The sequence below is a fragment of the Terribacillus sp. AE2B 122 genome, assembly GCF_902497585.1.
Taxonomy (GTDB): domain Bacteria; phylum Bacillota; class Bacilli; order Bacillales; family Amphibacillaceae; genus Terribacillus; species Terribacillus saccharophilus_A.
In genome coordinates this window covers 416,666-433,287 of record NZ_LR700944.1, presented here as the reverse complement: position 1 = coordinate 433,287, position 16,622 = coordinate 416,666, and the positions used below count along the sequence as shown (strand labels likewise).

13 protein-coding genes are annotated in these 16,622 nt (G+C 43.2%); all 13 read left to right on the top strand.

The genetic code is table 11. The features are described from left to right. Positions 1–80 precede the first annotated feature (80 nt). The 13 genes from AE2B122_RS10570 to AE2B122_RS10510 all read left to right on the top strand — a co-directional run bounded on the left by AE2B122_RS10570 (position 81) and on the right by AE2B122_RS10510 (position 16,590). On the top strand, positions 81–1,019 hold the full coding sequence (locus AE2B122_RS10570; RefSeq protein ID WP_175074047.1) for a YybS family protein: 939 nt from the start codon (positions 81–83) through the stop codon (positions 1,017–1,019). 36 nt (positions 1,020–1,055) lie between these two features. After that, positions 1,056–3,023 carry a DHH family phosphoesterase gene (locus tag AE2B122_RS10565; protein ID WP_095219673.1) on the top strand — a complete coding sequence of 656 codons (1,968 nt, stop codon included), beginning with the start codon at positions 1,056–1,058 and terminating at the stop codon, positions 3,021–3,023. Further along, a complete protein-coding gene (rplI, locus tag AE2B122_RS10560; RefSeq protein ID WP_095219674.1) occupies positions 3,020–3,466 on the top strand; it encodes a 50S ribosomal protein L9 in 447 nt (148 codons plus the stop codon). Before AE2B122_RS10565 ends, rplI begins: the two co-directional genes overlap by 4 nt. A 103-nt stretch (positions 3,467–3,569) precedes the next feature. Further along, complete coding sequence (dnaB, locus tag AE2B122_RS10555) at positions 3,570–4,934, top strand: replicative DNA helicase (RefSeq protein ID WP_095219675.1); 1,365 nt, start codon at positions 3,570–3,572, stop codon at positions 4,932–4,934. A 152-nt stretch (positions 4,935–5,086) separates the two neighbouring features. Beyond that, the gene (locus AE2B122_RS10550) at positions 5,087–6,376 is read left to right on the top strand and encodes an adenylosuccinate synthase (protein ID WP_095219676.1); all 1,290 of its coding nucleotides are present in this window, start codon (positions 5,087–5,089) and stop codon (positions 6,374–6,376) included. 180 nt (positions 6,377–6,556) lie between these two features. Then, positions 6,557–7,261 carry a response regulator YycF gene (yycF, locus tag AE2B122_RS10545; protein ID WP_095219677.1) on the top strand — a complete coding sequence of 235 codons (705 nt, stop codon included), beginning with the start codon at positions 6,557–6,559 and terminating at the stop codon, positions 7,259–7,261. Positions 7,262–7,266: 5 nt separating this feature from the next. Next, a complete protein-coding gene (walK, locus tag AE2B122_RS10540; RefSeq protein ID WP_175074046.1) occupies positions 7,267–9,114 on the top strand; it encodes a cell wall metabolism sensor histidine kinase WalK in 1,848 nt (615 codons plus the stop codon). Continuing rightward, the gene (locus AE2B122_RS10535) at positions 9,111–10,400 is read left to right on the top strand and encodes a YycH family regulatory protein (RefSeq protein ID WP_175074045.1); all 1,290 of its coding nucleotides are present in this window, start codon (positions 9,111–9,113) and stop codon (positions 10,398–10,400) included. Before walK ends, AE2B122_RS10535 begins: the two co-directional genes overlap by 4 nt. Then, a complete protein-coding gene (locus AE2B122_RS10530; RefSeq protein ID WP_175074044.1) occupies positions 10,400–11,251 on the top strand; it encodes a two-component system regulatory protein YycI in 852 nt (283 codons plus the stop codon). The genes AE2B122_RS10535 and AE2B122_RS10530 overlap by 1 nt, the downstream gene beginning before the upstream one ends. Positions 11,252–11,264: 13 nt before the next feature. After that, on the top strand, positions 11,265–12,062 hold the full coding sequence (locus tag AE2B122_RS10525; RefSeq protein ID WP_175074043.1) for an MBL fold metallo-hydrolase: 798 nt from the start codon (positions 11,265–11,267) through the stop codon (positions 12,060–12,062). A 56-nt stretch (positions 12,063–12,118) separates the two neighbouring features. Next, on the top strand, positions 12,119–13,324 hold the full coding sequence (locus tag AE2B122_RS10520) for a S1C family serine protease (protein ID WP_095271846.1): 1,206 nt from the start codon (positions 12,119–12,121) through the stop codon (positions 13,322–13,324). 371 nt (positions 13,325–13,695) lie between these two features. Beyond that, positions 13,696–16,011: a YhgE/Pip domain-containing protein gene (locus tag AE2B122_RS10515; RefSeq protein ID WP_175074042.1), complete on the top strand. Its 2,316-nt coding sequence runs from the start codon at positions 13,696–13,698 to the stop codon at positions 16,009–16,011. Between the two features lie 21 nt (positions 16,012–16,032). After that, positions 16,033–16,590 (top strand): TetR/AcrR family transcriptional regulator, encoded by a 558-nt coding sequence (locus AE2B122_RS10510; RefSeq protein WP_175074041.1) that lies wholly within the window; start codon positions 16,033–16,035, stop codon positions 16,588–16,590. Positions 16,591–16,622: the final 32 nt, after the last annotated feature.

Sequence of the window (16,622 nt, the reverse complement as noted above, 5' to 3'; positions counted from 1 at the left end):
AACGAACTAGAAGCACAGCCTATGCAGCTGTGCTTTTTCTACAAGTGCAAGACTACATATTAAATGGGGTGTCACGATTCATGAACAATACTCGACAATTGACGGAAGGGGCTATGCTTGCAGGGATTTATCTGGTTTTACTGCTTATAGCGATATTTGTACCAGTAACAAACTTACTGTTAACGTTTGTTTTGCCGGTACCGGTAATCCTATATTGGATCCGCCATGGTTTCAAGCCAGGTATCTACTTTGCTCTCGTCATTCTGCTTCTTTCCTTCATAGGGACGTTTGCCGGGTTCTTTATAACAATTTCAGTCGTTATTGGAGCAGCAGCGACTGGTTACGCTCTGCATCACAAGCAATCGACATATGAAGCTTTATTAAAAGGAGCAGCAGGATACGCACTTGGATTCACCATATTCTTGGCTGGGACGCAATTTGTTTCAGGTATAAATTTTATTGATGAGATCCAAAACAGCTATCAGGCTACAATTCATTCGCTGCAATCTGAAATGGATACAGTTGGGGTAACAGTGACGGATGCCCAGTGGGAACAGGTCAGCGCTATGTTTGATTATATTATGGTGCTGATTCCGACAATGATCGCTGTCGGCTCACTTCTATATGCTTTCATCACACAATGGCTGGCTCAGAAGATCCATAATCGTCAGAGCAAAGATAAGATCCTTTATCCGCCATTCCGCCGGTTCAACCTGCCTGTCATCGTATTATTCATCTATTTTATCGGATCGTTCGCTCGCTGGTTCGATATAGATCCGAATGGATGGTTCTATCCGATTGTTGCCAATGTCACGGAGCTTGCCGGAATCCTGCTTGTACTGCAAGGATTTTCATTCTTCTTCTATTTTGCCCATCACAGGAATCTGCCGAAGGTACTGCCGATTCTTGCGGTCATACTATCGGTCCTTTTCGGGACAGTACTGCTGTATCTTGTGCGTATTTTGGGTATAATTGATGTAGGATTCAGGCTGCGGGAACGGATGAGCAGCAAAAAGTAGCATGGTCGCGGAATTTAGGTTTAGGAGCTGACATATATGCCAGAGATATTTAAGAAACCAGCATTAAGTAAGCATTTGATCGTGACATATGTACTTGCTGTCATCCTGCTTATTTGTGTATGGTTTTATGAATGGAAGCTTGGGCTGCCGCTGACAGTGCTACTAGCTCTGTCTTTCTTCTACAGTATACTGACTGAACAGAAGATGCAGGACCAGACGGAGGAGTACATTTCAACAATGTCCCACCGTGTGAAGAAGGTTGGCGAGGAAGCGCTCTTGGAGATGCCGATTGGGATCGTACTGTACAGCGAAAATTACCAGATTGAATGGACAACACCTTATATGAACAGGTTTGCAGAGGACACACTTGTTGGTGCCCCGCTGGATGACTTGTCAGGTGCTTTGATACCAGCAATCAAGGATGAAAAAAACGAGGTTTGGATTACGCTTGATGATTTTGATTTCCTGACAGTGATCAAAAAGGAAGAGCGGCTTCTGTATTTATTCGACCGGACGAAGCAGCTGGAAATCCAGAACTTATATAATGAAGAACAAACAGTTCTAGCTATCATTTTTCTCGATAACTATGAAGAAATGACCCAGAATCTTGATGACACAGCGAAAAGTCAGATCAATTCCCGTGTAACAGCTCAATTGAATGAATGGTCACGCCAAAAAGGTCTTTATTTAAAGCGTACATCACAAGAACGATTTCTGGCAGTACTCAATCAGCGCATTTTGAGAGAACTTGAGAAGACAAAATTTGAGATTCTTGATGAAATTCGCGCATTGATAACAGATCAGAATATACCGATTACGCTTAGTATTGGTGTCGGCGCTGGCGGGCAGACATTACCGGAGCTCGGGGAACTTGCTCAATCAAGTTTGGATTTGGCACTAGGACGCGGCGGAGACCAGGTTGCCATCAAAGGTGAAGCCGGCAAGGTGCGTTTCTATGGCGGCAAAACGAATCCGATGGAGAAAAGGACCAGGGTTCGGGCACGTGTTATTTCCCACGCACTGAAGGAATTGGTTAAGCAGAGTGAACAGGTTCTCATCATGGGGCATAAAACACCGGATATGGATTCTGTCGGTGCTGCTATCGGAATCTTGAAAATTGCAGAAGCAAATGATATTGTCGGGCATATCGTCCTTGATAAACAGGATATTGCAGGAGTTTCTAAGCTGATGTCAGCTATTCAAAAGGATGAAGAGCTTTGGGAACAATTTATCAGTCCAGAAGAAGCGCTCGATCGTGTAACGAAGAACACTCTTGTTGTCGTTGTCGATACGCATAAGCCTGTAATGGTAGCTGATGATAGACTGCTCAGTAAAACGGAACATGTTGTGGTGATCGACCACCATCGCCGGGCAGAGGAATTCATTGAAAAGCCGACACTGGTGTATATGGAGCCATATGCTTCTTCGACAGCAGAGCTTGTGACAGAGCTATTGGACTATCAGCCTAAGAAGCTGCGATTGTCCACCTTGGAAGCAAGTGCATTGCTAGCGGGAATCATTGTCGATACAAAAAGCTTCACGCTTCGTACCGGTTCACGAACATTCGATGCTGCATCCTATTTACGCTCCAAAGGCGCTGATACCGTGCTCGTCCAGCGTTTCATGAAAGAGGATTTGGATACGTATGTAAAACGGGCGCACTTGATTGAGAATACGGAGCTCTACCGGGAAGGCATCGCAATTTCTGCAGGTGAAAAAGGGCAGGTATTCGGGCCGGTTGTCATAGCTCAGGCAGCAGATACATTGCTGACGATGGACGGTGTGAGTGCCAGCTTTGTCATTTCTGAGCGGGAAGATGGGCGTATCGGAATCAGTGCCAGATCACTTGGGCAAGTGAATGTTCAGGTAATCATGGAGAGGATGAATGGCGGCGGGCATTTGACCAATGCCGCTACACAAATTTCTGACACAACTGTAGAGGCAGCGAAGAAAGAGCTGCAGCTGATCATTGATGAATATGTTGAAGGGAGAAATGAAGAATGAAAGTAATTTTTACGGAAGATGTAAAAGGTAAAGGGAAAAAAGGACAAGTAAAAGAAGTGCCAGATGGTTATGCACGGAATTACTTACTTAAAAATAAATTAGCTGTACCAGCTACAACAGGTAATGTGAAGGTACAGGAAGCAAAAGATAATAAACAGCATCAGCTTGAACTCCAGGAAGTGGAGAATGCGAAGAAACTGCGTGAAACGCTTGCTAATCTTACAGTAGAAGTAAAAGCAAAATCCGGAGAAGGCGGCCGTCTATTCGGATCCATCACAAGCAAACAAATCGCTGATGAGCTGAAAAAAGTGCATAAAATTAAATTGGATAAACGTAAAATCGAATTGAGTGAACCGATTCGTGCACTTGGCTACCGTGACTTGGATGTGAAGCTGCATCCGGAAGTAACGGGTAAGGTGAAAGTCCATATCAGCGAGCAATAATTTTTTTCCAACAAAATACTAGCAGTTTTCCATCCCCCTTTTGACACAAAAGGGGGATATTTCGGTACAATGGTAGCAGTATGCCAGAAATGGGGGAATCATGATGGAAGAAGTCTGGAATGATCGGACCCCTCCACATAATATAGAAGCAGAGCAAGCTGTAATTGGTGCAATCTTCCTGGAACCTGAAGCACTATCGAGAGCATCGGAACAGGTCATAGCTGATGATTTCTACCGAGCAAGCCACCAGCGTATCTTTGATGCGATGATGCGTCTATCCGATAGAGGAGAACCAGTTGATCTAGTAACCGTCACTACTGCACTTGCTAATGCAAAACTGTTGGAGGAGGTCGGTGGAGTTTCGTATCTTAGCGATCTAGCTAACGCCGTTCCAACTGCAGCAAATATTGAATACTACAGTAAAATCGTAGCTGAAAAGGCGCTGCTGCGCCGACTTATACGTTCCGCTACGGATATTGTCACATCGAGCTTCGCTAAAGAAGATGCTGTGGATGATGTGCTCAATGAAGCAGAAAAATCAATTATGGAAGTATCCGGACGTAAAAATTCCGGAGCTTTTCAGAACATAAAGGACGTTTTAATCGATGTATACGATGATATCGAGAAATTACATCATCAAAATGCTTCTATTACGGGTATTCCGACTGGTTATCGTGATTTAGATAAAATGACCTCCGGATTTCAGCGTAATGATTTGATTATCATCGCTGCCCGTCCTTCTGTAGGGAAGACGGCCTTTGCCTTGAACATTGCGCAAAATGTATCGATTCATGCAGGGGAGAATGTAGCTATCTTCAGTTTGGAGATGGGTGCGTCACAGCTTGTCTCGCGTATGCTTTGTGCGGAGGGGAATATCGATGCGCAGCGTCTGCGGACAGGAAGTCTCCAAGCGGAAGACTGGGCTAAGCTCACGATGGCGATGGGCAGCTTGTCTAATGCAGGGGTTTATATCGATGATACGCCTGGTATCCGCGTAAGTGATATCCGTTCCAAATGCCGCCGTCTGAAGCAAGAAGGCGGATTAGGAATGATACTGATTGACTACTTGCAGCTCATCATGGGCTCAAGCTCTGGAAAAGGAGAAAACCGTCAGCAGGAAGTATCGGAAATCTCCCGTTCCCTAAAGGCTCTAGCTCGTGAGCTGGAAGTGCCGGTTATCGCTCTATCACAGCTTTCTCGTGGAGTAGAGCAGCGACAGGACAAGCGTCCGATGATGTCCGACTTGCGTGAATCAGGTAGTATCGAGCAGGATGCAGATATCGTCGGCTTCCTGTATCGTGACGATTATTACGATAAAGAATCGGAAAAGCAGAATATCATTGAGATCATTCTTGCTAAGCAGCGTAATGGCCCGGTAGGAACAGTCGAGCTTGCGTTTGTGAAAGAGTATAATAAATTCGTAGATTTGGATCATAGATATTCGGAAAGCGATGTTCCGCCAGCATGATTACAGCACCCTATCAATTGATAGGGTGTTTTTTAACGAACAAATATAGGTCTTCATCAGTAAATGTTCGGTTGTATCATTGACATGTGTTTTGGGGATTGATACACTTTAGAGGTGTTAAAAATAGTTTATTTGGCGGAGGTGCCACACAGATGTCCTCAGTAGTAGTAGTAGGAACCCAATGGGGAGATGAAGGGAAAGGGAAGATCACTGACTTCCTTTCACAAAATGCCGAAGTTGTTGCTCGTTACCAAGGCGGGAACAATGCTGGCCATACAATTAAATTCGATAATGTCACATATAAGCTTCACTTGATTCCATCCGGTATCTTCTTCCCGGAAAAGAAATGTGTACTAGGCAATGGTATGGTAATTGATCCGAAAGCATTGCTTGAAGAATTGGAATATTTGCACGAACGCAATGTCAGCACAGATAATCTTGTGATTTCCAACCGTGCACACGTTATTCTTCCATATCATCTGAAATTGGATGAGCTTCAGGAAGAAGCAAAAGGTGTTAATAAAATCGGTACAACTAAAAAAGGTATCGGACCTGCTTACATGGATAAAGCTGCCCGCATGGGTATCCGTATTGCTGATTTGCTGGACAAGGATGCTTTCCGTGAAAAGCTGGAGCAGAACTTGGAAGAAAAGAACCGTCTGTTCGAGAAGGTTTATGAAAGTAAAGTCTTCACAGTAGAAGAAATCCTGGATGAGTATTTTGAATATGGACAGAAAATTGCGAAGTACGTGACTGATACATCCGTTGAGCTGAACAATGCATTGGATCAAGGCCGCCGCGTACTGTTCGAAGGTGCACAGGGCGTCATGCTTGATATCGACCAAGGTACGTACCCATTCGTTACAAGCTCCAACCCGATTGCAGGCGGAGTTACGATCGGTTCTGGTGTAGGACCGACGAAGATCAATCACGTTGTTGGTGTTTCCAAAGCTTACACTACACGTGTTGGGGATGGTCCGTTCCCAACAGAATTGCATGATGAGATTGGTGATCAGATCCGTGAAGTTGGCCGTGAATACGGTACAACAACAGGCCGTCCGCGTCGTGTGGGCTGGTTCGATAGCGTTGTTGTCCGTCACGCGCAGCGCGTGAGCGGCATTACAGATCTTTCCTTGAACTCGATCGATGTACTGACAGGTATCGAAACATTGAAAATCTGTGTGGCTTACCGTTACAACGGTGAAATCATGGAGCATTTCCCAGCAAGTCTGAAAGAATTGGCACAATGTGAGCCAGTTTATGAAGAACTGCCAGGCTGGACAGAAGACATCACAGGTGTTCGCAACTTGAGTGAACTGCCAGCGAATGCGCGCCACTATCTTGAGCGTATTTCCCAGCTGACAGGAATTCCTTTAAGCATCTTCTCCGTTGGTCCAGATCGTACACAAACAAACGAAGTAAGAAGCGTATACAGCCAATAAGTTAAAAAAATCGTCCATACGGGCGATTTTTTCTTTTTTCTTCCAAAAAATGCCGAATATACCCCTTCCAAAGACATTTGACCGAAATTGCTGTAAAATAGGAAGGGTATGCAAATACTGATCTAGTAATATAAAAATAAAACACTTTAGATAAAAAACACTAGAAAGCGTGGGAATACGATGAACCATAAGATCTTAGTGGTGGACGACGAAAAACCAATCGCTGATATATTGAAATTCAACTTAGAAAAAGAAGGATACGAGGTAATCTGTGCCTATGACGGTGATGAAGCTGTCGAATTAGTGCAGCAGGAGAACCCCGATTTGATCCTATTGGATATTATGCTGCCGAACAAAGACGGCAATGAAGTTTGCCGTGAAGTGCGGAAAACACATAATATGCCGATCATCATGCTGACTGCAAAAGATGCGGAGATCGATAAGGTCCTCGGTCTTGAGCTTGGTGCCGATGACTATGTCACAAAGCCATTCAGCAACCGTGAAGTGATTGCACGTGTGAAAGCGAATCTTCGCAGACAAGCGCAGATTCCAGAGGATGACAGCAAAGAGAACAAAGATATTGAAATTGGTAAACTTGTCATCCATCCGGAAGCCTATACAGTAACAAATGATGGCGTACAGGTAGAACTGACACATCGTGAATTCGAATTACTTCATTACCTTGCCCGTCATAGCGGACAAGTCATGACGCGTGAACATTTGCTGGAGACAGTATGGGGATATGACTATTTCGGCGATGTTCGGACAGTTGATGTTACCGTCCGCCGTCTCCGGGAGAAAATTGAAGACAATCCGAGCAGTCCGCTCTGGATCATTACACGAAGGGGTGTAGGATATTATCTTCGCAGCCCTGAACAGGAGTAACATCTATGAATAAAATAGGCTTTTTCCGTTCTGTAAGCCTAAAACTGGTTGTCGTTTACATTTTGCTGCTGATCATCGCTCTTTTGTTGATCGGCGTCTTTTTTACCAACAGCTTAGAGAATCAGCTGATTAAAAATACAAGTGAATCTCTTGAATCCAATATGCAATGGTTGAAACAATCATTAGCTCAGGAGTTTGAGGAGGAACGCTCCCCAAATGATCCAACCTTGGAAGAAGATATTGCAGATTTATTAAAAAACTACTCGGAAGGCGATACAACTAAGATTCAGGTTATCGATACGCAACGTCAGCTTGTAGGCACAAATGAGCTAGGCGATAACGATTCCATTGGCGCACGCATAACGGATAGTAATATTGTCCAGGCAATTACAAACAATGGATTTCCTGCCCAAAGTAAGCTTAATATCGTCATAGATAAAGCCACCGGAGATAGAACACTGAAATCATATTATAATATCGAAGGAACAGACAGTAGTGGCGATAACGAATTGCTTGGACTGATATATGTTCGTACGTCCATTGAACCTGTTTATAGTCAACTGAAAAGTACGAATCTTATCTTCCTTCAAGCAACGTTCATTGCCCTTATTTTTGCTGCTATCTTAGGAATCCTCATTGCCCGGGCAATAACGAAGCCAATCAAGGAAATGCAAAAGCAAGCCCGCGTCATGGCGACAGGAGATTTCTCCAAACGGGTAAATGTTTATGGGGAAGATGAAATCGGACAGCTGGCACGTACTTTCAACCACATGAATGATGAACTCCGACAAGCCCATATGCGAACCGAGGGAGAACGGCGTAAGCTTAGTTCTGTCCTTTCCCATATGTCGGATGGCGTTATTGCGACCGACAGGAATGGTGCTATTACGCTTATGAATGCTCCGGCAGAGAGCTTGATTGGACGAAGTGCTGACGAAGTGCGCGGTCAATTCTTAATAGAAGTATTGAATTTGAATGAAAAGATCGTCGATATTACCGAAATCCAGGAAACTGGATCAATAATCATTGATATGAGTGATGATGATCAGTATTTATTGCTGCGATGCAACTTCTCTATCGTACAGGATGAATACGAACAAATCAGCGGCTTTATTACGGTGATCAGTGATGTCACCGAACAGGAACAGATAGACCAGGAACGTCGGGAATTCGTCTCCAACGTATCTCACGAGCTCCGGACGCCGCTGACAACAATGCGAAGTTATTTGGAGGCACTGACAGATGGAGCGTGGAAAGATGAATCAATCGCACCGCATTTCCTTGATGTGACCCAGCAGGAAACAGATCGGATGATTCGTCTTGTCAATGATCTGCTGCAGCTTTCCCGCATGGATAGCAGCAATTATACGATGGAATGGGACCGAATCAATTTCGTCGATTTCTTCCATCATGTAATTGATCGTTTTGAAATGAACAAGAGAGAAGATATCCACTTTGAGCGCTATTTGCCGAAGGAGGAAGCACTCGCAACGATTGATAAGGATAAAATTATGCAAGTTCTGGATAATGTGATCAGTAATGCTATTAAATATTCTCCAGACGGTGGTACGATCCGATTCCGTGTCCGAAAAGACAGCCAGAAGCTGTTAGTGAGCATCTCCGATGAGGGGATGGGTATTGCATATGAAAAACTAGATAAGATATTCGAACGATTTTACCGCACGGACAAGGCTCGTACACGAAAACTTGGTGGGACAGGTCTTGGTCTGGCAATAGCCAAAGACCTTATCGAAGCACATCATGGCGTCATTTGGGCTGAAAGCAAAGAAGGAAGAGGCACGACCGTGCTCTTCACCATTCCGCTTAACCGGAAAAGGGGTGAGGTGCGATGAAGATGGAGACATTTAATACGATTCTGCTGGTTATACTTGTGGCACTCAGTTTGATTTTAACAGCCTATGTATGGACCTTCCAGCCAAATAGTTTGAGGTCTGATCAAATCGTCACTGAAGAACCTAAAACTTTGGATGGGGAAGTAAAGCAACTGGCTGATATAGTCCAGCCGGAACATGTGTATGTACACAATAATAACAAGCATTTTATCTTCTCTGCTAAGAAAAAGGAACAGGCTTTTGAAGAAGAGCTGGCTCAATGGACATTGACGAATACGAGAACAAATAGCCTTGATGAACTGCCGGAAACTAGCATAGAGCTTGTATATCCAGTAGCAGTTTCTTATTCACAGCTGAACGCATTGTTTCAAGTAGAAGGTGGAGAGAATGTCACAAGCAACCTCGGTGATGGCGTATTTAACAGGGTCTACTTGAAACCTAATGAGGATAATACAACAAGCCTCATTTTCGTCAATGAAAACCAGGAAGATCCTCTGGGAGACGTAGTAACGGCAACTGCTGCTAGGAGTATTATCGATATTATGAATGATGGGGATTTAATATCTGCTTTACCATTGTCAGATAAGAATGCCTGGAATCAGATTTACTTACCGAATAGCATTCAGGTAAATGACAGCAATGTTCGAAGTGAAACAATCTCCCGAAGTGTATTTGCAGATATTTATATGGAAGAGCCCTCAGTAAGGGGTTCTGATCAATACATTGATACCAATCGATTAAAGTCAGTTCAGTTCAAAAATAATGGACAAGCTGCTTCTTACAATTTCTTGAATTCATCATCTGCAAGAATGGGAACGACTAACAGAGCTGATCAGTTGCAGGCAGCCCTTAATACCATCAACTCCCATAAAGGATGGACAAATGATTTTAATTTGTTTGCAGTGAATGGCGAAGGAAGTTATACTTTCCAATTCCGAATGGTTCGAAATGGATATCCAATTTTCCAAACGAACGGTCTATCTCTTCTGTCGATCCGAATGGTAAGCAACCTTCCGGATCCTGTCAGTTATGAAAGGACCTTGCTACACCTCAGCGCGACTGGAAAATCGGATGGAGCAAAGACTCTTGAGGCACAGGATGTATTGGAATGGCTGGAAGAAAATCAATATAATAAACGTGATATTCAGGATGTAGCTATTGGCTATATGTTAGAAGAAAATGATACTTCTGCAATATATAAATATCACATGAGGCCAAGCTGGTTTGTGAAATCTCAAGGAGAATGGGAAGAGGTAGAAGCAAGCGATACTGGAGGAGAGAGCTGATGCAATGGAACAAGATAAAGCTGACATTTATCCTCGCCTTCCTTGTCTTGAACATATACTTGGTTTTCCAGCTGTTTCCGCAAGAGGAAACAGAACAGCTAGTCCTAGAAACCGAAAGTCAGGACGCTGTCTTAAGCACTGTTAAAGGATATAAAGAATTATCCGATGAACAAGCGGATACGAATCAGCAATACGAAGCGACTAAAATGCGTTTCACAGAAGATGAGTTGGACAAGGTTCCAAATCGGGATAAGATGGATTTTGATATCAGTACTGATACCGAATTGGAAGCAAAATTTAAGGAACCGCAGAATTTGCCAATTGAATTTCCGATTGATGAAGAAGACGAACAAGCAGTCCAGAACTTAAATGATTTTGTAAGTGATAATGTCTTATTTGGAGAAGAGTACACTTATTGGGGTAGGCAAGGCAATAAGTTGCTGTTCTTCCAAAAGATAGACCAAGGACAAACATACTTTGGTCCAGATAGTTTATTACTCGTTACTATCAATGAAGATTATGATGTGACGGCCTATAAACAAACATATATTACGGATTTCAAAAAGAGTGAAGAGACCGGGGACTTAAAGGAATATTCGGAAAAGCAGGCGGTAAAGGCTATGCAAAGTCAGCAGCTGATTGAGAATAGTGACACTATTGAAGTGGAAAAGGGCTTCTACCCAACGATAGAGCTCTCTTCTAAGCCTAACTATGCACCTGCCTATAAGGTTACCGTTAATAATACGAAACATTACTTTTATCTGCTGCTTCCGGATTATCCGTATATAAATCCGCAGACCGAGTCAGGTTTTCTAAGCAGTTTACAGCCAGAGACAGAAGATACACAATAAGAGGTGAAACAGCATGACGTTAAGCTTTAGCGTACTTGCTTCCGGCAGTTCAGGGAATGCGTTCTTTATCGGAACGGAAAAAGAGCGCATCCTAGTCGATGCTGGTCTAACAGGCAAGGAGCTGCAGCGTTTATTGGATGAGGCAGGAATTGATCCGGCGTCACTGACGAAAATCCTAGTCACACATGAACATAGTGACCATATAAAAGGATTAGGTGTGGCAGCAAGGAAATTCGATTTGCCGATCTATGCAAACGAAAAGACATGGAAAGCAATGGAGAACAGCATCGGGAAAATACCTTTGGATCATAAATTTGTTTTTGGGATGGAAGAGACGAAAACGTTTGGAGATCTGGATGTGCAATCCTTTGGTGTATCTCATGATGCGGCGGAGCCGATGTTTTATGCTTTCCATCACGAAGGTAAAAAAGTAGCTTTAGTGACGGATACAGGTTATGTATCTGATCGAGTGAAAAAAATCGTTGAGAAAGCAGATGCCTATATTTTTGAAGCAAACCATGATGTAAGTATGCTGCAGATGGGTGCCTATCCGTGGAATGTGAAAAGAAGGATATTAGGTGATCTTGGCCACGTATCCAATGAAGACAGCGCGCTTGCTCTTACAGACTTGATTGATAACAACACGAAGCGCATCTATCTCGCGCATTTGAGCCGCGATAACAACATGAAGGACCTTGCACGGCTTGCTGTAGGAAATATTCTGCAAGAGCGAGGCTTTGATTTGAATAGACACATTGAATTGCATGATACTGATCCAAAAACACCTACACCGATTTTCCAGATAGTTTAATTTTCCGAAATGGTGGAAAGATAACTATATCGAAAAGAATTGGAACGGAGGCTAACATGGACTATTTTGATGATCACCACAAGGAACCGGAAAAACCGAAGCGCGCAAGCTGGCTGCTGCCAGCTATCTTGGGCGGTATTATCGGAGCCGGTATTGTATTGCTTGTTGCTTATGGCCTTGATCGAGACAGTCTAACGCCGAATGACCAATCACAGTCACAGCAAGGAGAAGCTACGCAGCTTGCTTCGGATTCGAATCAGAACCCCAATTTACAGAATGTTAGTGTGGATGTTCAATCGGGCATTACAGATATCGTTGATAAAACGGCTCCAGCAGTCGTTGGCGTCGTAAACCTGCAGCAGGGTGATGCACTTTTCTCACAGGAGGAGAGTACCGCAGGAAGCGGATCTGGTGTCATATATAAAAAAGAAGGCGAAAAAGCCTATGTGGTGACCAATCATCATGTTGTCGAAGGTGCACAGGATGTGGATGTTATCCTCCATAATGGGGTGGAAGTTTCCGCAAAGCTGTTAGGCAGTGACGTTTTCACTGATTTAGCAGTCTTGGAAATGGATGCTTCCCGAGTGGAGCAGGTAATTGAAGTCGGGACATCTTCTACTGTTAAAACGGGTGAGCCTGTAATTGCAATCGGAGATCCGCTAGGGTTCTCAGGATCAGTTACACAAGGTATCATCAGCGGAGTCAACCGTACTGTTCCTCAGGATTTCAATGGAGATGGCAGAGCAGATTGGCAAGCAGATGTTATGCAGACAGATGCTGCAATCAACCCTGGTAACAGCGGCGGTGCTCTTATCAATATGGCAGGGCAGCTGATTGGTATCAATTCGATGAAAATCGCTGAATCCTCTGTTGAAGGAATTGGGTTTGCAATACCGGTTGATAGCGCAGTGCCTATCATGGAGCAGCTTGAACAGAATGGGCAAGTAGAGCGTCCATATTTAGGAGTAGAAGCTTATTCATTGAATGAAATACCGGCATCGGAACGGACAGAACATCTCGGTTTACCAGATGACATGGAAAATGGTGTCTATATTTGGAGTCTTGAAGCTCTATCTCCTGCGGAAAATGCAGGATTAAGGGAGTTAGATGTAATTACAGAGCTGGATGGTCAGCCAATCGATGATATGACATCTTTGCGAAAACATCTTTATGAAGATAAACAAATCGGAGATCAAATGAAGGTAACATATTACCGTGATGGTCAGAAGAATGAGACGACCGTCACATTAAGTGAACAGTAATGAGGCAGCCTAATAGGTTGTCTTTTTTAGTTATGCACAACCTGTGGATGCACGTGAGGATAACATACTCTATTTCGTAGCGAACAAATATTCTTATTACTAAATAAAGAATCTGTCATGTGTATATGTGGATAAGTTTGTTGATAAGTTGTTCATAGTGTGTGGAATGTTGTGTATAAAGAGGTTATGCACAAGTTATGCACAATTAAAGTGGATAAAACAATGTAAGCGACTACATGCTTTTTATTGCGTCTATCCATTGCCGTAATAGGCTTTTTCTGCTATTATTGTCTAGTAAATTGACCATAAATCGTTTTTGGTCATTCGGTCTATGTGGACAACTCGTGAAGTACAATATAGGAGGAAAAGTTATGAACATGTTGAAAGAAGAATGGCTTCGCATATGGAAAGACCGGAAAATGCTCCTTGCCATTTGCGGTATATTAGTCGTTCCGCTGCTTTACAGTACTATTTTTCTGGCGGCTAACTGGGATCCATATAATAAAACTGATAACTTAGCAGTTGCTGTCGTGAATAAAGATAAAGGATCCACATTTGAAGGTAAAGATCTCCATGTTGGAGATGATTTTGTGGATAACCTGAAAGACAATGATAAATTTGACTGGAAGTTCGTTGATGAATCGAAAGCAATGGATGGACTGAAGTCTGAGGATTATTATATGGTTGTAAAAATTCCAGAAGATTTTTCCGCAAATGCGGCTACATTGCTGGATGATGATCCAAAACAAATGAATATTGATTACTATTCCAACCCTGGAAAGAACTATCCAGCCTCCAAAATAACAGATACGGCTATGCAGCAGCTGGAGAAAGAAGTGGCTGAGCAAGTAACAGAGGAGTACGCACATTCCGTTTTTGCCAGTCTTTCGGATGTAGCAGATGGACTTAAAAAGGCAAGTGAAGGTTCCAAGGAACTTGCAGATGGTTCAAACGAAGTAAATGAAGGTGCAAAAAACTTAAGCAAAAACTTGGCTAGCCTGTCGACTAGCACAGCGACCTATACAGAGAAGGTCGGTGAAGCAGATCAAGGAATGCAGGAATTGGATCAAGGTGTTCAAAGTCTTGCTTCTCAATATCCAGAACTTGACCAAGGCATTGCTAAGGTAAATGATGGTCTTCAAACATTGAATGGGAATAGTGGTGATTTAGCTAGCGGATCAGATCAATTAGTATTAGCCACTAATGATTTATCGTCTGGTTTAGAGCAGCTCCAACAGGCTACCGATCAACTGGCAGGTAGTTTTCCAGAGTTGAATAACGGAATTGCTGCGGCAAATGAAAAGGCACAATCGGTTAAATCAGAAATAGAAACAGTGCAGAACAACTTGGCAGATTTAAGTGACTTTGCACAACAACTGCAGCAGTCACAGGAGCAGCAAGAGAATCAAATGCAACAGCTTGAGGATATTCTAACAAATGATGACCTCTCTGCAGATGAAAAACAGCAAGAACTGCAAAAGCAGATACAACAGCTTGCGGATGCAACACCTGATCTAGATATACAGATCCCGGATATAGATCCAGAAGCGATCAAGCAGCAACTTACAGAAGTAACAACACAACTTGGTCAAATCAATCAGCTGGCCGAAGGTGCACAGCAAACACAAACAGCCCTGAACGGCATTAATGATGCCACAGGTAAGCTTTTAGCTGGTGCTACCGCTATTCAATCTGGACAGACAGATTTAAATGACGGAATCAATGCGTATACGGACGGGGTCGGTCAATTGGCTGATGGATCCCCTGAACTAGTTTCAGGTTCTCAATCAGTAAACGAGGGATTGAATCAGCTGCAATCAGGCAGTACGCAGCTAACTGCAGGACTTGATCAATTGAACGCGAATGGTCCGCAGCTATCTAATGGAGCACAGCAGCTTACAGAAGGTTCTCAAACTCTATCCGATGGTACACAAAGTGTGACAGATGGAAGTAATGAACTGTATGATGAGCTGGCAAAAGGTGCTGAAGATGCAAACATCAGTACAAGTGATAAAACAGATACTATGTTTGCTAGTCCGACGGATGTGAAGGATGAAAAATTGAGTACTGTGCATACCTATGGAGAAGGACTCGCACCATACATCCTTTCTCTTGGACTATTTGTTGGAGCGCTTGTATTCACGAATATCTTCCCGCTTCGTGATCCAGCAAGTAAACCGACATCCGGTATTGCTTGGTTCCTGAGCAAATTCAGTATCGTACTGTTTGTCAGTGTGCTTCAATCTATATTTGCAGTAATCATGCTTGTTCATGTGGTCCATTTACAGGTGCATAGTGAATGGCGGCTTCTTCTATTCGCCATCCTATTCAGCATCACAAGCTTCCTGCTTATTCAACTGCTCACAGTTGCATTGGACAATGTAGGTCGCTTCTTAGGTATCATTGTATTGTTGATCCAGATTGGTGCGGGAGCAGGAACTTATCCGGTAGCATTGCTTCCGGAATTCTTCCAAGTTGTTCATAAGTTTGTCCCGATGACATATGCAATAAATGGTTTCCGGGAGATTATCTCCATTGGTGATGACTGGGGCTTTCTATGGCGGCAAGCAGGTTACCTGAGCATCTTTTCTGTGATATTCTTAGCATTGACAATTCTCGTATATATTTTGCAGACTCGTAAATTCAAAAAGAATAATGAAGAAGAGGAGCCTGCAGTTTCTATGTAAAAGAAAAAGGGGTAGAGAACAATGATTACAGATAAAAAAGAACGAGTCATCGAAGCAGCAGCTTTGTCTTTTAGTCAATTCGGTTTCAAAGCGACGACGATGGCTTCTGTTGCGAAAATAGCCAAAGTAGCAAAGGGCACGATTTATACGTTCTTTGATAGCAAAGAGTCATTGTTCTCCACCATCCTTGAACGGACAATGAAGCAGTTGCGACAAGCAGCTGATACAGCAATACAGGAGGAAGCAGCTTTTCATGAAAATATCCAAGCAATGCTGGATGCGATTCTCGGATTTCGTGAAAATCATCAGCTGCTGATCAAGATGGGACAGGAAGCAAAAGAATTGGGTACAGCAGAAGTATTAGAGATTCTTACCCAAGTAGAGAGACAGATTCTTGATTATATCAAGTCAGTTATTATGAAAGAGAAGGCAAAAGGTATTGTTACCAAACATGATCCTGAGCTCCTTGCCTTTCTAGTTTATAAAATATATATAGCGCTCATTTCTGATTGGGAGCGGCAGCACGAACCGCTGCCAAAGGAAACAATTTCGGGAATCATCAGAGCACAAATTCATTAAGAAGAGGCTGGGAAATAACTAAATTCCCATTG